The following is a 20,632-nucleotide window of genomic DNA, read 5'->3' on the forward strand; positions in this document are numbered from 1 at the left end:
AAAACACTGAATATGTAAGCTTATCATCACATCGGACAGATTCGAAACGGCTCTGCTTCGATGTGATTTTTAAATATCAAACAGCTTTGCCCTCAACACGCGCTTCTGCAGTTCTGCTTTTGCCCTGTAAAGACGTGTACAGCATACCGTTGATTTGATTTTCAAAACCGCACAGGCTTCTTCCGCCGTCAATCCCTCCAGAACACGGAGAATCAAAACATCCCGCCAGTCCTTCTTCATAGATTTGACAATCTTCCATACGTTCCAATAGATATCCCTATCGATAACCTCCTGATCCAGAAGCTGAATTCCTATCTCCCCTTCCAAAAGAAGGTTCATAATCTCTTCTTCCGCATCCGGATCTTCCAGATGCAGCATCTCGCGGCGCCGCATCTGCCTCCGATTATCGATCCACTTGCTCCGTAAAATGCGGATCAGTAAAACCAACTTTACTTTATGATCCAGATCTAACGAATAGCGCTTGTAATATTCAATGAAAGCTTCATGCACCATATCCTCAATGTCATCGTACCCTACTCCAATTCTATACGCATATTTCTTCAGCGGTACCAGGTACTCTCTGTAAAGCGCTTCAAAAAGCGCCATTTTTTCATTCTCATGGTGCATATCCAAACTCCTATCGCGTCAGTTCTTCGCGGATGGAGCTACTAATTTCTGCCAGCTCTTCCGGCGTTGCTTTTCCTGGCGCCCATGTCACCATATCCGGTCCATTTTCATATCTCGGAATAATGTGTACATGGAAATGAAAAACTGTCTGTCCTGCGGATATGCCATTGTTCTGAACCACATTGAACCCCGTGCAGCCCAGTGCTTTCTTCATCGCCGCACCAATCTTTCCAGCTAATGGAAGAGCTTTTGCCGCAATCGCCGGATCCAGCTCACATAAATCTTTGAAATGCTGCTTCGGCAGAATCAGCGCATGTCCCTTCGATGCCGGTCCTAAATCCAGAATCACACGAAAATCTTCATCTTCATAAACCGTTGAGGATGGAATCTCTCCGCCAGCGATCTTACAAAAAATACATTCTTTGTCTGTCATGTCGGTCTCTCCTTCTCTCTATGCTTCTCCATTCACTGGAAAAGCGGTATTTTCTTTTGTCACTTGGCTTGAAACTTCCATGTCAAGTGCCTTTATTATAGCATATCCCCATGGCTTGTTCTATGTAAATTTGCAGAAACGCGAAATTGATGTACTTGCAAAATAATTCACATCAATTTCGTGTTTTTGGTTATTATTTTATATTTTCAGATAATTTATCGGTGTTCCCAAAATTTATATCCGACATCCGCCAAATAAATGGAATCCCCATTCCCCAAACTGACTGTTTCATTTGCCTGAAGCGGATAGCCATTGACCGATGTTCCATTGGTTGAATTGAGATCTGTTAGAATGTATACGCCCTCCTTCTGATCGATCCGCGCATGAAGACGGCTGACGGTCGGACGGTCAATACATGCGTCCGACAGCCCCGGATGTTTTCCAAGTGTAAATGGAATATAGGAAATCTGAATCACTGTTCCTCCGGCTTCCACCGGCTCTAAGCGCACCGTTCCTTCCCCATTCTTTGAGGCAGACAGAAGCGTAGTCCCCGCTTCTCTCGCCCGCTCTATCTGTGCTTCTTCTTCTCTTCGAAGTTCCTGCCGATAAGCTTCTTCACTCTCCGGATAGACCTGCCAGCGGTTTTCAGGCGTTGTCTGCTGCCAGTCTTGATATGATAGAGTTCCTTCTATCCCAGACCGTTCTTTCTTTTTCTGGATCACTTTCCTCTCACCATTCCGCACACGACTGCTTTTTCCACCTCGTCCAGCTTCATCCGCCTGATCCACTTCCGTGCTTTCCTCTCTATCCTCTCCCTGACCTCGATTTTTCTTCCTGCCACCATATACCTGCCATTTTCTGCGGGCTGCCAACATCTCCCTCAAAAACACGATTCCCCCGATGCCGCTACTGATTGCATACAGCCATACATCCATTTCTCCCGTCACGTACCAATACACAATGCCAGCTGCCACCGCGCTTCCAAGTACCTTTATCCACCTGTTCTGCCATTGTCCCTTTTGTTTTCCACCTGCCCTTTCAGACTTTTCCCCCACTTCATCTGAGTTCTCTACCGACTCCAGGTTCTTTTTCATCGTTTTCTCCTGATACAACGCTTCCTGCCTATATTTCCAATCCTTCCTGGCTGGCGTTTGAGTGTCAGAAGCCATTTTCCCTGATCGAGATTCCAACGTATCCCTCCGATTTTGCTCCGCTTCAAGCCACTCCTGCCGATCCGCCCACACTCCCGCCGTCTCAGGATCCCCCTCATCCTCGTTTCGTTTTTCTGCCGAAAAGATCCGATCTTCCCCCGAAAGCTGGCGCAGCAGATCTGCCGTTCCGTAATTCTCCCGCAGACTAATCTGGTACAGATTATAAGCTAATACAACAGCCTCCCGATCCTGATGATCCGCACGTTCCAGAAGATACCCCAGCAGTTTTGAGAGCGCCTGCGGCGCCTCTTCCCGATGCCCCGGAACCAGACATAATTCCACAGTAAAATGATCGGGTTCCAGATACAGGTATTCCGGATCCAGCAAAAGCTGTTCCTCTTTTAACAGGTACTCTTCCACCCGCTTCAGAACCGCCAGCACACCAAGCAGAATCGACCGGAGTTCTTGTCCCGACAAGGTCCGTTTTTCCAACACCCGTCTAAGCGGCTGTCTCGACGTTATCTCATAATAATATTCTCTCGCCTCCTCCGTCTGGCGGACCCGGAACTTCAAAAGCCCTTCGATGGCATTCGCCGACAGCATCTGTACCGCATAGCCCGTTTCTTTCTCCGGCGCTTCGATTATCATATAATTATGATTCATTTCCCGGCTATACCGAATCTCCATCCCGTATCCTCCATCACTCTGCATTTTCCAACACTGTCAGCAAACGGATCGCCCGCTCCGGCTCCTGTCCGCGCAGGGATATCTCCGTCTCTGTACTGCTCTTTACCCTTCCGTCCAAGTCTCCCCCATCTTCCCGGATCGTCAAAACTGCATCTCCGCACCGGAAGAATCCACGCAGGCGCTGTCCAGCTCTGCTGCTTATCTCCCCCACTGTCATTCCATCTCCCCGCAACGTTTTTTCCTCCCGATACAGGCACCGTTCCATCGCCTCCTGCAGGACAAAACGCCCCGTAATCCTGCCATGCACCTCAAACACCCCATTTAACAGTGCCGCGATAAAAAAGAATGCAACCGCCATCACAAACGAGGCTTCCACCGTATAACTGGCAGAAACCTCCCGCTTCATCCAAGAGATGCTATCAGCATCCAAATCCACACCGGAAGCACACACGGCAGAAATGGCAGCTTCTTTTTCCGCATTTTCTCCCATAGACCATTCCCCTTTCCGCCAAGCAGTGCCGTAAGCATCCAGACACCTCCTGCCAGACTGCTCACAAATACAGCTCCCATCAAAAGTTCAAGCGTCCGCCATCCCCCCAGATAACACCCAGTGATCAGAAAAAAGCAGCCATCTCCCAGTCCGACCGCACCTTTCGTCTGCCGCTCCATCCAGAACAAAAAAATCCCCGGCAGCATTCCCAAAAGCCATACCGTTATCTGCAACACACTTTTTTTCCAATCCCATCCATCTTTTATAACCGACAGCACACACCGTATCATCGTAAGCGCCATTCCTGCCGTTCCAAATCCATATAGCCAGCTTACACGTATCCGTTTTCTATGAAGATCCTGCCAGGAAAAGACCATCAGAAAAAGGGAAAAAACAACCGCACAGAGGAAACATACTGCACTTTCCAAATCCATCCGCGTAAATCCCATGAAACTTATCCCTGCACTGTTTTCCATCACTCCGCCCTCTCACCCCTCCTTGATTCTTTCCGCCATCCGCACCTATCCACTTCCACAGTATGAACACACACCCATATATTCCACCTCTGATCGCCGCACCTTCTGCACATAATATGCCAATGACGAACAGTCCTGCTTTCCATGGTAAACCTCGCCGGACGGAAGAATATACACCAGACCTCCCGCCGACACCGTCTTTCCACAGTATCTGCAAGCCTTATAACGGCATCCCCCGCTGTTTCTAAGCACCCCCGAAATTACATCTGCATACGCAGCCGCGGTGATCTGATTCGATATATAATGGCACGAAGGCGAGAGATGGTAGCGCGTACTGTCCCGCCCCACATAGACCCATTTTCCCTCCGGTTCTGAATCGTTTTTCTCTGAGAAATACCCGCCTTCCGCCCCAATCCATCCCCGCTTCCGGCTCCGGGAAGTAAGCGTCACATGGTCAAGCGCAAATACCGAGAACGGCAACCGCACCTGATAGGAGGCGCGCAGGTCAATCCATTCTCCATCTTCCGATACGCGGCTGGCGCCACACTGGATATTGGACACTTTGTTTCCACCCGCTGTCTGAATCTTCTCCTTTAAATATCCCTGCAGGATAAGCCCGGACGGAAGTTCTGACCAGCCCCCCGTTCCCTTTTCTCCTGCCTCTGCCGCTTTTCCCGCCTCCATTTCTGCCGGATGCACCGTATGGGATGTACGATACACCTGCCATCCCAGTTCCCGCCCCGTCACTTCCAGCACCGTCTGCACCTTTCTCTGAGTATCCAGTATTTCCATCGGAACTGACAGGAGAATCACCGTAAACATAAACAATGTCAGACTAAGCGCCGCCTCAATCGTCAGGCTCGCACACAGGGAAGCAGAGGACAATGCCCTTTTCCAGGGTCGTTTTGTTACTTGGGCTCTATGCCGCCGAAGGACGGGTATCCCGACCGCACAGATACTTTCATTTATTCGTTTTGTTAGGTTAGTTGTCATCATCTTTTTTACTGGCTTTCTTTATGTACTTGGAGAGGCACATTCACTTGCATCATCTCCTGAAAAAGGACACTGTCCTCCACTCCCCTGTAATTGTGTTTAATATTCCTTCTGGGACGTTCTACGAAGCGGTATCAACGTTCCCTGTGCCGCATAGGACACACTTACCCCATACTGGCACTGATCCATCCGAAATCCCGGCTCTTTTTCTGAAATGCGGTTCTGAATCATATCCATCATCCGGTAACAGAAACGGCTCTTTCCCTGTATCAGAAAAAAGAGTTTCAGCCAGTCCTGGTAGTCCAGCCCTCTGTCGTCTGTCCCGTTTTTCAATGAAGGATCCGTCCCCGTTTCCAGAAAGATGGACGCGCCCTTTTCCGTCAGAGCAGAAAGCGAAATCTGCCACTCCCCCAGCTGTTTGAAAAAAGGAATTTTTCCGCCAGCCAGCAGAACCTTCACATCTGCCACCGACTCTGCAAACGCCCAGACTGTCATGATAAAGAAGGATGCCGCCGCCGTGATCGGTGTGATTCCCGCCAGCCCCGTGATTGCCAGCGCCAATGCTTCCGCCTCCGACCGTTTTTCAGAATCCGCATATAAAGCTGCCAGATTCACCGCCTCGCGCACAGCCAGAAGTTCATTGACGGTGCGTTTTAAATTTTCCCGCTCCGACGCATTTCCCTGTAAGAGATATTCCTGCTCATAATGGACACTTCCCGTCTTTTCCTGCCCGAACCGGGTAAAAAAATGCGCCGCATACGCATCTAAAAGAGCCCGTTCAAGCCCCGCTGTCCAGACATCCCCAGTCGTCCCCCGCTTTCCGCTCTCTCCGCCTGCATACAACGCCGACGGAAATGCCGCGGTCGAAATCCAGTTTTCTGAAATCACAGTTCCCGCCGGCACACAAAGACTCAGCAGATCCGTCCCCGACAGGCGGCTGACTGCTTCCAGCACATTCATTTTTTTCTTGTCTCGGACTGCCGGAACCCGGAAACGTCCATCCTTCTGAAAACCCGCTGTGATCGTCAGAACCGGCGCCCACAGCGCTTCCTCGTCCAGCTCATCGTCCTCATCGTCAGGCTCCCAATCATCGATATAATCCTGTATCTCCTTCCCTTTCCGGACTGCTTCTGCAACCACCTCTTCATTTCCTTGAGCCGTCTCTTCTGTCTTTTTTACCTCCTGGCGGCGCGCTCCATCCGCATCCAAATACGAACGATACCCCCGCATCTCCTCCTGTACCATGCCCCAGGAGCCTTCTTCCAGATCCGGCTGGGCTTCCTGCGCCCCCTGCTCCGATCCCTGCAATTCTTTCGCAAGCCGGTCCGCCTGTTTTTCATACGCCGCAACCAGCCCCGGAATCTGCTTTAATTCTTTCTCTAAGCTTTCCGCCAATTGAAAGAACGAGCTTCCATCCGCCTGGCGGACCGCTGCCTCCATCTCCTCCAGATGTTTCTCCTGTTTTTGCAGGCAGGCTCCGATCGCCTCGATCGACTCTTCCAGACGCAGCACTTTTCTGCCATTTTCCTGATATCCTTCCGCAATCCCATGAACCGCCCTTGCTTCCGTCATCCGTTTTTCCATCTCAGGCAGTTCAGACTCCTCACTTTCCAGCGTCCAGACACCCACTTTCATATAATCGGTAACTTCCTTCGCAAAGAAATCCCCCTTATGCCCGGTGATCGCATCCATCGCTTCGATCTGTACCTTGCCGCCGCTGACCGGATAAAAGGGCGCTGCCGCCAGATATGTTTCCATCTGCGGCTCCATCTCCGCCGCCAGGCGCTCTTTATCCGCACATTCCAGCACAAAAATCCGGTATTTATCCCAAATCTCCCGGTGATAACAGCTCATCAGAGAATCCAGTGAGGAATTGAGCGCCATCTGCATATACCAGCCGCTTCCGGCTGCCCTGGCGGACTCAAACAGCCCGCCCATCAGCGCACAGATACAGGTCAGAATCAAACTCAGGAAAACTGTGATCTCCCCGCAAACTTCCTTTTCTGTTTCAATGTGCCGTTCTGCCCGGATCAATATACCTCCTTCGACTTGCTGTTGATCTGTTTAAAGATATTTGTAAGAAGCGTATTAATCTGCTTTTTAAAGACAATGACCAGACCGATCAGCACCACCAGAATCAGCACTAACTCAATGACCCCCACACCATCCTCGTCCATCAGAAACGATTTTACTTCTCTTACCAGATACGCTTTATCCATATACTTTTTCTCCTTTCTCCCCATTTTTCAGATCCCAAACGCCAGAAACGCCGGGACTGAAACCATCACCATAATAATCATCAACATCAAAAACAATGGAAGCATCAGCTTTGTGGATGCCTCTTCCCCCCGGCGTCTTGCCAGTGCTTTCTCTTCTTCAAACGCCGACTCCATCTCTGTCTCCAGCGCCTTTCGAAGTCCTTCTGCCCCATTTCTGACATTCTGCTCCAAAAGCCCGGAAAGCTTCCGGTACGGTCTCAGGCGGCAGCCCGCACCAAATTCCGCATATGCCTGTAGTTCCGGGACACCGCGCTGCATCCGGTGATATGCCGCTGCCATTTCCCGGTATGCCGCCCGCTCCGTCTGTATTCCCGCCCGGCATGCCGCCTCGTATTCCAGCACAATCCGCTCCCATGCCCGGCGGACCGGAAGCCCCGCCCCGGAAAATACAGTCAGCTTTGACACAATCTCCGGATAATCTTCCATCAGCTCCCGCTTTTTCTTCTTTTTCGCCTCACTCTCCTTCTGTTTTTCATAAAGAGGAAGCAGAATTGCCGCCGCAATCCCCAGCACCGGAAACAGCAGATATTCCCTGTCTCCGCGCACCCGGTAAGATAAATTCTTCCCCTCATACATCTTTGGCAGAACCAGCTGCCCTTCCGTTCTCTGCGCCTCATCCATTTGCTTTAACAGCCGCTTAAAACCTGCCTCTTTTTCCTGCTGCTTCGTCCGAAGCGGCGGATATAGCGTGACCGGGAACCGGTACTCCCGGCTGAATACCCCCGCCTGCAGGGATGCGGTCAGTTCTGTCTGAATCCCCTTCTCCGGGCATTCTTCATTTAAAACTGTCCCATCCGTCTGAATCCATTCCGCATCCTCCGGTGTCCAGCGGACCCGGATGCCCTCTTCTTCCAGCCAGCCGACGAGATGTAGATCTTCCCTTACCTCCTGCAGGGACAGATTGTTTCCCCGAATTAAATCCGCCAGTTTACCTCCCGCCTCCAGCAATACTTTTTTTGCATTCTCTTCCGCATATTCCCGCTCTCCGAGCGAAATCTCCACCGGAATCTCCTTCTCGCACAGTCCGCGCACCCACACTTCCTGCTGCCGTTCCCCTTCTCCGTATGCATAGCGGTTCAGCCGGTTCCCATCTTCCAGCGCCCCATCCCGTTTTTCCACCAGATATCCCGCAACTGCCAGAATTATCCCCAAAAGAATGCATAAAACCTGCTTTTTCCCCATTTTTCCCATGCTGTTTCACACCTCAATCTGAAGAATTTTCCCCGATACCCTCCATGCCAGCAGATAGACCACCAGACACCCGGTCATCACCACCCGCCCCACCGCTGTCTCATACATCTGTGAGAAAAAGCCCGGCGATGACAAATCCACGTAGAGCACGATCAGGTACGGCATCAGGTTCATAATTCTCTGTTCAAACTGCTTTTCTGCCGTCATCGTGAGAATTTCCTCCCGCACCTGAATGCGATCCGAAATCACGTGAACGACATGGTGAACCACGCTTGCCAGCTCGCCCCGGCTCCGTTTGGATACAGTAAAAATAACAGAGAAATTTTCCACCTCATCCAGACCGCTCCTCTTCGCAAAGGAAGAAAGCAGCGCCTCCACGGTCCGGTTCATTTTAAGCTGGCTTGCCAGATATGAAAACTCACGGGTAATCATCCCTTCTTTTCCGTATTGTTCTTCCAGATCGCGCACGCTCGCAATAAACGCATTTTCCACTGAATAGCCTGCAGCCAGCGCCGAAGCCACGATCTGAATCGCTTCCTTAAACTGGAGCCGCAGCTCCTCTTTTCTCCGGCGGCAGAGCTCCCGCCTCTTAAAAAACGGCCGCAGCATCCCCGCCGGAAGCATCAGAACGAACGCCAGAAATGAACGGTAGAATACATACGCCGTCACGGCGCACACCGCTGTTCCCTCCAGAAGGTAACGTATCCACTCCTGCCCCGTCAGGTGGTAAACCCGGTAATCAGAAAGCACTTCCTCCCGCGAATCTGCGCCGCCCTTCAAATCTGCCAACCTGGACAAGTGCTCCTTCCACCTGTCCGGAAGCAGTCTCCCCGCTTTCCTGAAACTGATAGATGGGAGAAAGGCGGATTTTCCCATTTTCATAGCCTATCACCTCCGTGATCTCCAGCACCTTCCGGCTCCGGTCCCGCATCCGCCCGACATGGACCATCAGATCGAGCGCTGAACCGATCTGGCTCCGGACCGCCGCAAGCGGCAGCTCTGCTGCCATCAGAACCATCGTTTCCAGTCTTGAGAGCATATCTTTGGCGCTGTTTGCATGTCCGGTTGAGAGCGAGCCATCGTGCCCCGTATTCATCGCCTGCAGCATTTCCAGCGCCTCGCCGCCCCGGACCTCCCCAACGATGATGCGGTCCGGACGCATTCGGAGACTCGCCCGGATCAGATCGCGCATGGAAATCTCCTGCGAACCATCCCGGTTTTCTACCCTTGTTTCCAGGCTAACAAGATTCGTTACATGGCGGATTTGAAGTTCTGCCGAATCCTCGATCGTAATGACACGGTCCTCCTGTGGAATATAGCCGGACATGGCGTTTAAGATCGTCGTTTTTCCCGATCCGGTTCCGCCGCTGATAAAAATATTGAGTCCCCGCTCGACCGCTTTCTGCAAAAATGCCGCTGCCTCCCGGCTGATACTTTTTAACTCAATCAGGCGTTCCATCGTGATCGGTTCCGGGAACTTCCGGATCGTTAAAATCGGCCCATTTAACGCCACCGGTGCCAGCACCACGTGGACACGAGAACCATCTTCCAGTCTCGCATCCGCAATCGGGGATGCCAGATTGACCGTCCGGTTGACACGGCTTACAATCTGCTGAATCAGATCCTCTAGCTGCCCTACCGAATCAAAGTGCTTTTCTAACTCTTCCACACGCCCCTGCCGCTCGACAAAAATGTGCTCCGTGCCATTTACCATGATCTCCGTGATCGTCGGATCATCGACCAGCTCCTGCAAAATATCCAGCCGTCTGAATGAATCAAACAGCTCTTTTCTCAAACAAAGCCGCTCTTTTAACGGCAGATACGCCCCTTCTGCCGCTTCCAGAATCGCCATGTCGATCAGGTCGCGCAGCTCCTCATCCTCCACCTGCATACGGCTCTCCATCTGCTCCATCAGACGCTGCCTCAAAACCATTTTCTGCTCCTGCATACTTCCCCCTGCCAGTTGTTTCTCTCACAACCGTTTACTCTTTAGAATGACTGGCAAAATCCCGCTCAATTTATCCCTGTCAAAAGACTTTGCCCCTTCTAATTTAACCCACAATGAACATTATCCGCCCACACTGCTTCCCCGCAGCAGCTGCCGTACATAATCACCCAGTTCTCCCCATAAGAGCTGGTCAATATAATCGCCCCGTCCAAAACTGCCGTGATACGGAAGCTTCAGGCGTTTAATACGTTCCCTTAGCATGCCATTTCCTGTCTGTGAAAAATACTGCTCCAGCTCCTTAAGCTTTGCCAAAGACACCGGATCTTCCCGGATCGGCATATAAATTACCCGGCACAGCTTCATTACCGAAAGCGCCGTCCTGCGCCCGCTTCCTATATCCACTACCAGCGTATCATACGCACTCTCCCCGGCAATTGCCGTATAAGCCCTGCGATTGCCTCCTCTCCCGCCTGATCCAGATCCTCCGGATAGCGCACCGGCGGAATATAGTCCAGCTCCCCCATCGTGTGGACAACGCTGCTCAAACGAAGCGAATTATAGCTTCCACCGTTGTAAAAATACAACAGATCCGACAAATCACTCTTATATTCTTCTTTCATCAAAACCGACAGACCGGAAAATTCCTCCAGGTTCAGATACAGCACCCGCTCCTCCTGTGCCAAAAGTTTTCCCATTGTCAGGGCAAACGAGGTCTTTAAACACCGTCCAACCGGCGAATACACTCCCAAGACCTTCGCCAGCCCCCGCCCGGACACCTCCGGCAGCTCCCCCGGGCTTTCCCCATACCAGGTCATCACGTCGCGCACAATCGCATCGCTGGACTGGTATTTGTAGACACAGGGAACTGACGGACTGACCGGTTTTCCCCCATTATCCGATAAAAGAATAACCTTTTCCGCCCGGATGGACTCCTTTTCTTCCGCCGGAACATGCTCGCCCAACAACAGAAGCTTTACCGGATGTTCTGCCGCAAATGCCCGCAGCCGCTCGATCGAGCTGAACGCCACCACCTCAAACGGTATTTTTTCCTTCTGGTTAACTACCTCTGCAAACCGCGCCGCATAGACCGGATCCACATCATACACCGCCAGAATATGCTTCATCGCACCGCCACCTCCCTAATCACAAGCCATTTCCCCTACAGATACCGAATCAGCTCCGCCCCAATCACTCCCAAAAACAGGCACGGTGCCAGACAAAAAGATGCCTCTTTTCCATCCCGCGCTTCCAGATAGTACGGCTCGACGCTTCCCCCAAGCGCGGACCGATACAAATAAAACACAAGATATGTAAGCCGCTGCCTGGCAATCCCACGCCGGATAAGTAATACAAGTGACCATATTCCGGCAGCTGCCAGCCCGCACAGGAAAATCCGCCCGCCCTGCCGCAGCCCGGCGGCACCAAACAGGACGGCTGCCATTTTGATGTCCCCCGCACCTATCATGCGAAACAGATACAGAGGGAACAGGACAATCAGTAAACTCCCGACACGAATCAAATATCCACAAGTCTCGCCAATCCCCATCATAAGCGCCGCCCCATATCCCGGCAGCCGCCCGCCCCATCCGGCCGTATATCCCATCTTCATCCCCAGACCAAACCGAATCAAAAGGAACAACAGACCGCCAAGCAGAAGCATCCCATTGGGAATACGGCGTTTTTTCAAATCCCAAAACGCACAGCCGCCAGTAAACAACAGCAGCAAAAAGGTCAATCCATCCCCTCCTTCTCTTTCGCATACATGAAACGAACAATTTCTGCACAGTATGTCCTCTTTTCAAAACTCCTGCCGCAAACGATAGCTGCCAGTCCTGTGCCAGCTTTTACCGCCACCTTTTTCCATTCATTTCCTGTATGCACTTCAAACATTCCTGAAAAATTATCGAACATTTCTCTGAACTTAACTTTTAGAATCTTAATAATAGATCAACGGGAAATCCGGATTCCCGTGACAGATGGAAGAACCCATCCATGAATGTTCCTCCATTATGAACAGTTTTTGGTCAAAAGTCAATCCCAAAACACCCGAAATATGCGCCAAAAACATCTCAAAAACTTTGTGCATCTGAACCCATTATTTTAGCTAGACAATTTCGTTATTTGAAAATAATTGCCAAAATATCTCTTTATTTTTTATCTATAAATACCCATTCCAGCATTTTCCTTTCCATTGACTGACGAAACAAAAAATGGTAAAATACTATTAGTTTAAATTTTTAAACCATTATAGAAGGAGGAGCCGCGATGAAAAAAGGAACAGAACTTAAACAGCATTTTCATACCTGTATGCCTCTTTTTATCGCACTGGGCGATGAAATACGGCTGACGATCATCGAAGCGCTGACGGACGAAGCCCTCACGGGACGCAAAAAAAACAACCCTATGAACACAAATCAGCCGGATAAAAACGATGACCGTCCAATCAGCCTGCCCAATCAGCCCCGTCCGCACGGCTTAAATGTCCGGGAGATCACCGAACGGACCAGCCTGTCGCGCCCGGCAGTTTCCCACCATTTGAAGATCTTAAAGACAGCCGGGCTGATCGATGTCCACCGGGAGGGAACCTGCAATTATTATTATCTCTCAATCGAAGACAGCACCCGGAAATTGATGCAGCTCGGACATCTGCTGGAATCCGTGCTTTCCATGAACGCCTGAACCAGGATGCATATCTTTCCATTTTCTGAATATACTGATCGTTGTACCAATTTATAGGATTCAGAAAGAGAGCATCAAACCATGAAGCACAACCGCACCCACTGCTCCGGTATCACCAGCACGGACATTTTTTCCGCTCACCCTGACCCGGAGCTGCTGACAGAACTGCGACAGACCATGAGCACGATCAACACCGTTTTCAACCATTTTGAAGAGGTCGTCGATCCGACTCTGATTGACTGCTATATCTACGAACTGAAAGCCGCACACCTCCGGTATCAGTTCCTTTTACGACATATTAAACAACAGGAAAATACCATTTAACCGACACAAGGAGGACTTTTCTCATGACAGCTTGGTACGACAAAGCCACCTTTTACCATATGTATCCTCTGGGAATGACCGGATCGCCGTTTGCCAATCCCTATCCCGTCTCCGATGGGGCAGCGGATGGCACAAACAGGGACGTTTCCGCCGATTCTCGCATGGACGAACTGATGCTGTGGATTCCCTATTTAGAGAGTCTGCATATTTCCGCAATCTATATTGGACCGCTGTTTGAATCATCCACGCACGGCTATGATACCCGCGATTTCCGGCTCATCGACCGGCGGCTGGGAACCAACGTCTCCTTCCGATCTTTCGTGGACTGCTGCCATGAGCATGGCATCCGCGTCGTCGTGGACGGCGTGTTCAACCACACCGGTCGCGAATTTTTCGCCTTCCGCGACCTGCAGGCGCACCGTGACCAGTCCCCTTACACCAGATGGTACAGGAACGTCAATTTCGGCTGGGGCAGCCCGCTCGGCGATTCCTTCAGCTACGAATCCTGGCACGGCATCTGGGAGCTTCCCTGCTTAAACCACAAAAACCCGGAAGTGCGGAACTATCTGCTTGACACTGTCCGTTTCTGGGTGCAGGAATTTGACATCGACGGTATCCGTCTCGACTGCGCGGGCGATCTTTCCTTTGAATTTATGCAGGAACTGCGCCGGCTGGCAAATAAAATCAAGCCGGAATTCTGGCTGATGGGCGAAGTCATCCACGGCGAATACGCCCGCTGGGTCAATCCGCAGATGCTTCATTCCGTCACCAACTACGAGATGCACAAAAGTATCTATTCCGCTCACAACGACCACAATTATTTCGAACTGGCACACAATGTCCGCCGCCTCGAAGCGGTGGGGCGGGATCTCTACACCTTTGTGGACAACCACGTCGAAGACCGGATCGCAAGCAAACTGTTAAATCCGGCACATCTTGCGCCGCTTTACACGCTGCTGTTCACTCTTCCGGGCATTCCATCCATCTATTATGGAAGTGAATGGGGCATTCAGGGACGCCGCGGACACAACTCTGATACGGAACTCCGTCCGAGAATCCTGCCGCCGAGACCGCTTGCAGAAGAAATGCAGACCAGCGACGGACAAAACACAGGCATCCGCACAGATGGCAACTGCCAGAGCTTTTCGAGCGCCACAGGCACAAACATACACGCAGGCGCAAACACCTGCTGCCAGACCACTTCAAGCACCACAGACTCAAACACAGATACCAACGCAGGCACCGTGACACCGCTTACACTTCTGATCCAGAAACTCGCCGCCATCCATGCCGCCGAACCGGCGCTTCACGGTGGGCGTTATCAGGAACTTCTGCTGACAAACCGGCAGTACGCATTTGCCAGACACGGTGACCACCAGGCGATCCTTACCGCTGCCAACAACGATGACAACGCCGCTTATTTACAAGTTCCACTTCCATTCCACACGACAGCGGAACAAGCTACGGATCTGATTACCGGAAAATCGTTTTTGATCGATAAGAATACAAACAAAATTCAGATAGAATTAGAGGGTAACAGCGCTGTTATTCTCGGAATCACGGAGGGGTAACCTTATGAAAAAAGCAGCTTCCACTACTAAACGAACCACATCGAAAAAACCAAAGACAGAAGGACTCGGCGTGATCGGCGAGCTTGACCGGTATCTCTTCGGAGAAGGCCGCCACTACCAGCTCTACCACAAGCTGGGCGCACACCCTTATACATATCGCGGACAGGACGGCTACTATTTCGCGGTCTGGGCGCCGCACGCAGCCGCCGTCAGCCTGGTCGGCGACTTCAACGCCTGGAATCCGGATGCAACCCCGATGAAGCCGGTCGCAGACAGCGGCATTTACGAGCTCTTCGTACCGGGACTTGGCGTGGGACAGCTCTACAAATTCGCCATCACCACGCACACGGGAACGATTTTATTTAAGGCAGATCCATATGCATTTTCGGCAGAATACCGTCCGGGAACCGCTTCCGTGACCGCCGATATCCGCGGCTTCAAATGGAACGATTCCAAATGGATGGAATCGCGCGCGGGCACCGATCCGGTCAAGGCGCCAATCTCTATCTACGAAGTTCACTTAGGATCCTGGAAAAAGAAAAATCGCCCGGAAAAGGACGGTTACTACACTTACATGGAAGCCGCGCATGAGCTGGCTGACTATGTCCTGGAAATGGGCTACACCCATGTAGAGCTCATGGGAATCGCCGAACATCCGTATGACGGCTCCTGGGGCTATCAGGTAACCGGCTATTTTGCCCCGACCTCCCGCTACGGAACCCCGGCGGAATTTATGTATTTCGTCAATTACTTACATAAAAAAGGCATCGGTGTCATCCTAGACTGGGTTCCGGCGCATTTTCCGAAGGATGCACACGGACTTGCCGATTTCGACGGACAGGCGCTCTATGAGTACGCCGACCCGCGCAAAGGCGAGCACCCGGACTGGGGTACCAAGGTCTTCGATTATGCCAAAAACGAGGTATCCAATTTTCTGATCGCCAACGCGCTCTACTGGCTCGATGAATACCACATCGATGGTCTGCGCGTGGACGCCGTCGCTTCCATGCTTTACTTAGACTATGGGCGCCAGGACGGACAGTGGGTACCAAATAAATATGGCGACAACAAAAACCTCGAAGCCATCGAGTTTTTCAAACATTTAAACAGCGTGATCCGCGGCCGGAAGGACGGCGCCATCATCATTGCCGAGGAATCCACCGCCTGGCCGAACGTTACCAAGAGCCCGGAGGAGGACGGTCTTGGATTTACCTTCAAATGGAATATGGGCTGGATGCATGACTTCCTCGAATACATGAAGCTCGACCCGTATTTCCGTAAATTTAACCACAACAAAATGACCTTCGGCATCACCTACTGCACCAGCGAAAACTTCATTCTGGTGCTCTCGCACGACGAGGTCGTCCACCTCAAATGCTCGATGATCAACAAAATGCCGGGCGAATACGAGGATAAATTTGCCAACCTGAAAGTCGGCTACACTTTCATGCTCGGACATCCGGGCAAGAAACTTCTCTTCATGGGACAGGATTTCGGTCAGTTCCATGAATGGGATGAAAAAGTCTCCCTCGACTGGTACCTTACGAAAGAGCCGTTCCATGCCGACCTCCAGAATTATGTGAAAGGGCTTTTGACGCTCTACCACAAATATCCGGCGCTCTACCGCCTGGACGAGGAGTATGACGGCTTCCAGTGGATCAACGCCAACGACGGAGACCGCAGTATTTTCAGCTTTATCCGCCGCGATGAAACACAGAAAAAGAATCTTCTCTTCATCTGCAACTTCACCCCGGTAGACCGCGACGATTACCGCATCGGTGTTCCGAAACGCGGCACCTACACGCTGCTGCTTGACCAGGAACACGGCTACTACAAGCGCGGCGATAAGATCAGCCATTACCGCTCCATCAAGAGCGAATGTGACGGACAGCCATACTCCTTCGCGTACCCGCTTCCGGCGTATGGAACTGCAGTGTTCCGGTTCTCATAAAATAATGTTCCTATGAAGTCAAAAAACCTGCCGCAGACAGACTGTTTATATGGGGGGATACAGTCTGCCTGCGGCAGGTTTTATTTATACGGGTTCTGATTCGTGACCCAATCAATTTTATCCGCGGATCGCCGCTTCCAGCTGCTTCAGCGCTTTCTCCACCGTCGCCCGCGGGCATGCGATATTGATCCGCTCGAAGCCCTCGCCGTCCGGTCCGAACATCGCGCCGCTGTCCAGCCACAGATGTGCCTTGTCCACGATCAGATGTTCCAGCTCTTTTTCATTCAAATGAAGCGCCTTAAAATCCAGCCACAGAAGGTAGGTTCCCTCCGGCTCGATCAGACGGATTTCCGGCAGATGCTCTTCCAGATACGCCTTCACAAACTTCCGGTTCTCCTCCAGATACGCTTTTAGCTGTGCAAGCCACTCCGCTCCCTCTTCATACGCCGCCTGGCATGCTACCAGTCCCATCAGACCGACCTGGCTGTAGCCTGCCGCCGCGATCTCCTTTAAGAGTTTCTTCCGAAGCTCTGGGTTCGGCACAAAGATATTGGAAATCTGCAGTCCCGCCAGATTGAACGTCTTGGATGGTGCCGTGCAGATCAGGCAGTTCTGCTCAAACTCTGCACCCAGCTTCGCAAATACTGTGTGTGGATGTCCCTCGCGGGTAAAATCACTGTGGATCTCATCGCTGACCACGAGCACACCGTGACGCAGGCAAATCTCGCCAACCCGGCGCAGTTCTTCCTCGCTCCAGACACGTCCGACCGGGTTGTGCGGACTGCAAAGCAGGAACAATTTGACCTTATTTTCCACGATCTTCGTTTCCAGGTCGTCAAAATCCATCGTGTAATAGCCATCCGTGATTTTCAGCGGGCTGTTGACAATCTTACGCCCATTGTCCGTAATTACTTCCGAAAACGGATAGTACACCGGCTGCTGAAGCAGTACGCCGTCACCTTCCTTTGTATACGCCCGGACAGCCGCCGCCAGCGCGAATACAACGCCCGGTGTCTTCACCAGCCACTCCGGTTTCGTCTCCCAGCCAAAGCGCTCCCGGTACCAGTTCTGGACTGCCGCAAAATAGCCCTCTTTTCCATCACTGTAGCCGAAAATACCATGTTTTACTGTCTCTTCCAGCCGCTCTAAAATCGCCGGAGCCGTCTGAAAATCCATATCAGCCACCCAAAGCGGTAAAATATCCGCTGGTTTTCCTCGCTCGATGGCAAAATCATATTTTAAACAGTTGGTACCATGCCGGTCCACCACTTTGTCAAAATCGTATTTCATGCATTTTCCTCCCAATCCATCGTTCCTGTCAATGAACGGTTTTCACTCTGGCATCCTGTCATCCATGCCCATATCCCACTGCCCATGCAAAACCGATACCAAACATATCTATCCTCTTTTGTAACTGTTCAGTACCTTCACAGTCACGCGCAAAAATCCATTAAAAATTGCCTACGGCAATGGGATTTTTGCCTGCTGGCCCATGTTTTCGTACGGTCAGCGCAGTAAATGCGCAGACCTACTGAACAGTTACCCTCTTTTTACGCTAATGCCTGCTCCAGATCCGCAATCAGATCATCCACATTTTCAATACCGACAGACAGACGTAAAAATGTCTCTGTAATTCCAAGACGTTCCCGGATCTCAACCGGTACATCGCCGTGTGTCTGCAGCATCGGATAGGTAATCAGGGACTCCACGCCGCCCAGACTCTCCGCATAGGAAATAAGCTTCACGCGCTCCAGCACCTTTCTCGCCGTCTCCTCTGTATCAGTGCGGAACGAAATCATGCTGCCCGCGCCGCGGCTCTGTTTTTGGTTGATCTCATAACCCGGATGTTCCGGAAGTCCTACATAGTAGACATCCGTTACCTTTTTCTGCTCTTTCAGCCAGTCTGCGATCTTCATCGCATTTTCCTGCTGCCGCTCCACGCGCACCGACAGAGTCTTGATGCCGCGCAGAACTAAGAAGGAATCAAACGGAGAAAGTCCGCTTCCGATCGTCTTGAACAGATATCGAATCTGCTCTGCCAGCGCCTTGATCGGCGTACATAAAAATCCAGCCAGCGTATCATTGTGACCGCCTAAAAACTTCGTGCCACTGTGGACAACCAGATCCGCGCCCTGGGCGATCGGATTCTGCAGATACGGGGACAGGAAGGTATTGTCCACGATCAGAAGCAGTCCGTGCTTCGTCGCCAGACGGCTCATTTCCGCCAGATCGGTCACCTGCATCGTCGGGTTGCTCGGTGTCTCGATGTAGAGTGCCTTCGTCTGATCCGTGATCGCCTTCTCAACCGCCTCCACATCGGCTGTATTTATATAGGAAAATGAAAAACCGCGCTTCTTTTCCAGTGCCTCAAAAATACGGACGGAACCGCCATACAGATCCTCGGTACATACAAAATGGCTGCCACTGTCAAACAGCTCCATCATCAGCGAGATCGCCGCCATACCGGATGTGCAGGCAACGGTATCAACCGCTCCTTCCAGCGCCGAAACAGTCTTTTCCAGCTCGTCTCTGGTCGGGTTGCTCTCACGCGTATAATTATGACCGGTCGATTCCCCAATACCCGGGTGGGCAAAAGTCGCCGTCTGGTAAATCGGCACTGAAACAGCGCCAAAAGAATGGTTTTTAGAAGTTTCCGGATCTCCGCAAATACAAGTTGTCTCTATCTGATAAGCCACGATGTCATCCTCCTGTGTCTATTTGCTATATCAGCAAATTTGTTTTTTATATAATTTTCTTATTTCATATTGTTTTAATTGGTTTATCAGTGATTGTAATGCGAAATTCCTACTTTGTCAATAGGAATTCCATGCAGTCCGCCATTTTCCTGGGCGTTTTCCTTCCTCAGCGCAAAAACCTATCAAGGTACATTTTTTGTTTTTTCACAGAACGCACCTTCCAAACAATTCAAGTCGAACGTCCGTGAGACTTGGCGCGTGATTCTGGTCAGCGAAGCTGACATATTCTTTACAGAATCACTGCGCATCCTCGCGGAGCGTTTATCTCAATCGGAGAATGGACTCCCACTGAGACAAATTTGCTATTACTCACCACCTGAAGAGGTGGGAGTCTTCTCGACTGAGATAAAAAAACGGTCAGAATCAATGACATCTTCCCACATTTCAGAAATATATCATCCATTCTGACCGCTTTAAATGGCTGCAGTTCTCGCTCCCCTTACCAGTAGGTTTCACTTTTCATCAACCACACGCTAATTTCTACCAAATTACACTCTTAATTTCCTTTGCAGACTTCCTCTAGAAAATACCGGTGCACCGTCACATCCTCATTCAATTCCGGATGAAATGCCGTCGCAAACTGGTTTCCCTGTCTGGCTGCGACTATCTTTCCGTCCACTGTCGCCAGCACCTTAACATTTTCCTGAAGCGAAGCGATGTACGGCGCGCGGATAAAAGTCATCGGAATCGTCCCCAGACCGGCAAATTCAGCCTCCGTGTAAAAACTTCCGAGCTGACGCCCGTAGGCATTCCGCACCGCCGACACATCCATCGTCGCAAAGCACGGCGTTCCGCCCTCGATCTCCTTGGCCAGAAGCAGAAGCCCCGCGCACGTTCCATACACCGGAAGCCCTGCCGCAATCTTTGCCCGAAGCGGCTCATAAAGCCCCAGCTCATCCAGGAGCTTACGCATCGCGGTACTCTCGCCGCCCGGCAGAATCAGTCCGTCCATCGGCCGCTCCAGATCCGGAAGCTGCCGGATCTCAAACGCCTCTGCGCCCAGTCTCCGTACCATGGCAATGTGTTCGGCAAACGCGCCCTGCACCGCCAGCACGCCTATCTGTTTTTTCTCCATC

General features: G+C 51.4%; 22 protein-coding genes. 4 read left to right on the plus strand and 18 right to left on the minus strand.

Annotated elements, in window-relative coordinates; genetic code table 11:
• Positions 1–69 precede the first annotated feature (69 nt).
• The 15 genes from DWZ16_RS11430 to DWZ16_RS15555 form a co-directional block, all read right to left on the minus strand.
• The gene (locus DWZ16_RS11430; protein WP_227589698.1) at positions 70–627 is read right to left on the minus strand and encodes an RNA polymerase sigma factor; all 558 of its coding nucleotides are present in this window, start codon (positions 625–627) and stop codon (positions 70–72) included.
• A gap of 10 nt (positions 628–637) precedes the next feature.
• Positions 638–1,060 carry an HIT family protein gene (locus DWZ16_RS11435; protein WP_022360422.1) on the minus strand — a complete coding sequence of 141 codons (423 nt, stop codon included), beginning with the start codon at positions 1,058–1,060 and terminating at the stop codon, positions 638–640.
• A 215-nt stretch (positions 1,061–1,275) separates the two neighbouring features.
• Positions 1,276–2,898, minus strand: coding sequence for a DUF6382 domain-containing protein (locus DWZ16_RS11440; RefSeq protein ID WP_118522880.1), 1,623 nt, complete (start codon positions 2,896–2,898; stop codon positions 1,276–1,278).
• A gap of 13 nt (positions 2,899–2,911) precedes the next feature.
• Positions 2,912–3,304: a hypothetical protein gene (locus DWZ16_RS11445; protein ID WP_118469388.1), complete on the minus strand. Its 393-nt coding sequence runs from the start codon at positions 3,302–3,304 to the stop codon at positions 2,912–2,914.
• A complete protein-coding gene (locus DWZ16_RS11450; RefSeq protein WP_118522881.1) occupies positions 3,301–3,864 on the minus strand; it encodes a prepilin peptidase in 564 nt (187 codons plus the stop codon). Before DWZ16_RS11450 ends, DWZ16_RS11445 begins: the two co-directional genes overlap by 4 nt.
• A 45-nt stretch (positions 3,865–3,909) precedes the next feature.
• Positions 3,910–4,749: a hypothetical protein gene (locus tag DWZ16_RS11455; RefSeq protein ID WP_118522882.1), complete on the minus strand. Its 840-nt coding sequence runs from the start codon at positions 4,747–4,749 to the stop codon at positions 3,910–3,912.
• A 207-nt stretch (positions 4,750–4,956) separates the two neighbouring features.
• The gene (locus DWZ16_RS11460) at positions 4,957–6,891 is read right to left on the minus strand and encodes a DUF5702 domain-containing protein (RefSeq protein WP_243022011.1); all 1,935 of its coding nucleotides are present in this window, start codon (positions 6,889–6,891) and stop codon (positions 4,957–4,959) included.
• Complete coding sequence (locus DWZ16_RS11465) at positions 6,888–7,076, minus strand: Flp1 family type IVb pilin (protein WP_022360416.1); 189 nt, start codon at positions 7,074–7,076, stop codon at positions 6,888–6,890. The genes DWZ16_RS11460 and DWZ16_RS11465 overlap by 4 nt, the downstream gene beginning before the upstream one ends.
• A 27-nt stretch (positions 7,077–7,103) precedes the next feature.
• On the minus strand, positions 7,104–8,327 hold the full coding sequence (locus DWZ16_RS11470; RefSeq protein WP_118522883.1) for a hypothetical protein: 1,224 nt from the start codon (positions 8,325–8,327) through the stop codon (positions 7,104–7,106).
• Positions 8,328–8,333: 6 nt separating this feature from the next.
• Positions 8,334–9,116: a type II secretion system F family protein gene (locus DWZ16_RS11475; RefSeq protein WP_243022012.1), complete on the minus strand. Its 783-nt coding sequence runs from the start codon at positions 9,114–9,116 to the stop codon at positions 8,334–8,336.
• On the minus strand, positions 9,067–10,275 hold the full coding sequence (locus DWZ16_RS11480) for a CpaF family protein (protein ID WP_333489859.1): 1,209 nt from the start codon (positions 10,273–10,275) through the stop codon (positions 9,067–9,069). The genes DWZ16_RS11475 and DWZ16_RS11480 overlap by 50 nt, the downstream gene beginning before the upstream one ends.
• Positions 10,276–10,395: 120 nt before the next feature.
• Positions 10,396–10,677, minus strand: a complete 282-nt coding sequence (locus DWZ16_RS16930; RefSeq protein ID WP_243024601.1) for a hypothetical protein — start codon at positions 10,675–10,677, stop codon at positions 10,396–10,398.
• On the minus strand, positions 10,677–11,399 hold the full coding sequence (locus DWZ16_RS11485) for a hypothetical protein (protein ID WP_347475115.1): 723 nt from the start codon (positions 11,397–11,399) through the stop codon (positions 10,677–10,679). Before DWZ16_RS11485 ends, DWZ16_RS16930 begins: the two co-directional genes overlap by 1 nt.
• Positions 11,400–11,434: 35 nt before the next feature.
• Entirely contained in the window at positions 11,435–12,010 is a 576-nt protein-coding gene (locus DWZ16_RS11490) for a prepilin peptidase (RefSeq protein ID WP_182427358.1), read from the minus strand.
• The gene (locus DWZ16_RS15555) at positions 12,007–12,156 is read right to left on the minus strand and encodes a hypothetical protein (protein WP_182427359.1); all 150 of its coding nucleotides are present in this window, start codon (positions 12,154–12,156) and stop codon (positions 12,007–12,009) included. Before DWZ16_RS15555 ends, DWZ16_RS11490 begins: the two co-directional genes overlap by 4 nt.
• Positions 12,157–12,540: 384 nt before the next feature.
• Between DWZ16_RS15555 and DWZ16_RS11500 the strand changes: the two genes are divergently transcribed.
• The 4 genes from DWZ16_RS11500 to glgB all read left to right on the plus strand — a co-directional run bounded on the left by DWZ16_RS11500 (position 12,541) and on the right by glgB (position 16,800).
• On the plus strand, positions 12,541–12,954 hold the full coding sequence (locus tag DWZ16_RS11500; protein WP_243022013.1) for an ArsR/SmtB family transcription factor: 414 nt from the start codon (positions 12,541–12,543) through the stop codon (positions 12,952–12,954).
• An 81-nt stretch (positions 12,955–13,035) separates the two neighbouring features.
• Positions 13,036–13,278, plus strand: a complete 243-nt coding sequence (locus tag DWZ16_RS11505; RefSeq protein ID WP_118482082.1) for a YaaL family protein — start codon at positions 13,036–13,038, stop codon at positions 13,276–13,278.
• A gap of 23 nt (positions 13,279–13,301) precedes the next feature.
• Positions 13,302–14,849: an alpha-amylase family glycosyl hydrolase gene (locus DWZ16_RS11510; protein WP_243022014.1), complete on the plus strand. Its 1,548-nt coding sequence runs from the start codon at positions 13,302–13,304 to the stop codon at positions 14,847–14,849.
• Between the two features lie 4 nt (positions 14,850–14,853).
• Positions 14,854–16,800 carry a 1,4-alpha-glucan branching protein GlgB gene (glgB, locus tag DWZ16_RS11515; protein WP_118522886.1) on the plus strand — a complete coding sequence of 649 codons (1,947 nt, stop codon included), beginning with the start codon at positions 14,854–14,856 and terminating at the stop codon, positions 16,798–16,800.
• Positions 16,801–16,917: 117 nt separating this feature from the next.
• On the opposite strand, the gene DWZ16_RS11520 is transcribed toward glgB, so the two are convergent.
• The 3 genes from DWZ16_RS11520 to pdxT all read right to left on the minus strand — a co-directional run bounded on the left by DWZ16_RS11520 (position 16,918) and on the right by pdxT (position 20,631).
• Positions 16,918–18,090 carry a MalY/PatB family protein gene (locus DWZ16_RS11520; RefSeq protein WP_118522887.1) on the minus strand — a complete coding sequence of 391 codons (1,173 nt, stop codon included), beginning with the start codon at positions 18,088–18,090 and terminating at the stop codon, positions 16,918–16,920.
• Between the two features lie 260 nt (positions 18,091–18,350).
• Positions 18,351–19,496, minus strand: a complete 1,146-nt coding sequence (locus tag DWZ16_RS11525) for a trans-sulfuration enzyme family protein (protein WP_207663864.1) — start codon at positions 19,494–19,496, stop codon at positions 18,351–18,353.
• Positions 19,497–20,052: 556 nt separating this feature from the next.
• A complete protein-coding gene (pdxT, locus tag DWZ16_RS11530) occupies positions 20,053–20,631 on the minus strand; it encodes a pyridoxal 5'-phosphate synthase glutaminase subunit PdxT (protein WP_118522888.1) in 579 nt (192 codons plus the stop codon).
• Between the last annotated feature and the right edge of the window lies 1 nt (position 20,632).

The organism is Clostridium sp. AF29-8BH, from assembly GCF_003478145.1.
Taxonomy (GTDB): Bacteria; Bacillota; Clostridia; order Lachnospirales; family Lachnospiraceae; genus Otoolea; species Otoolea fessa.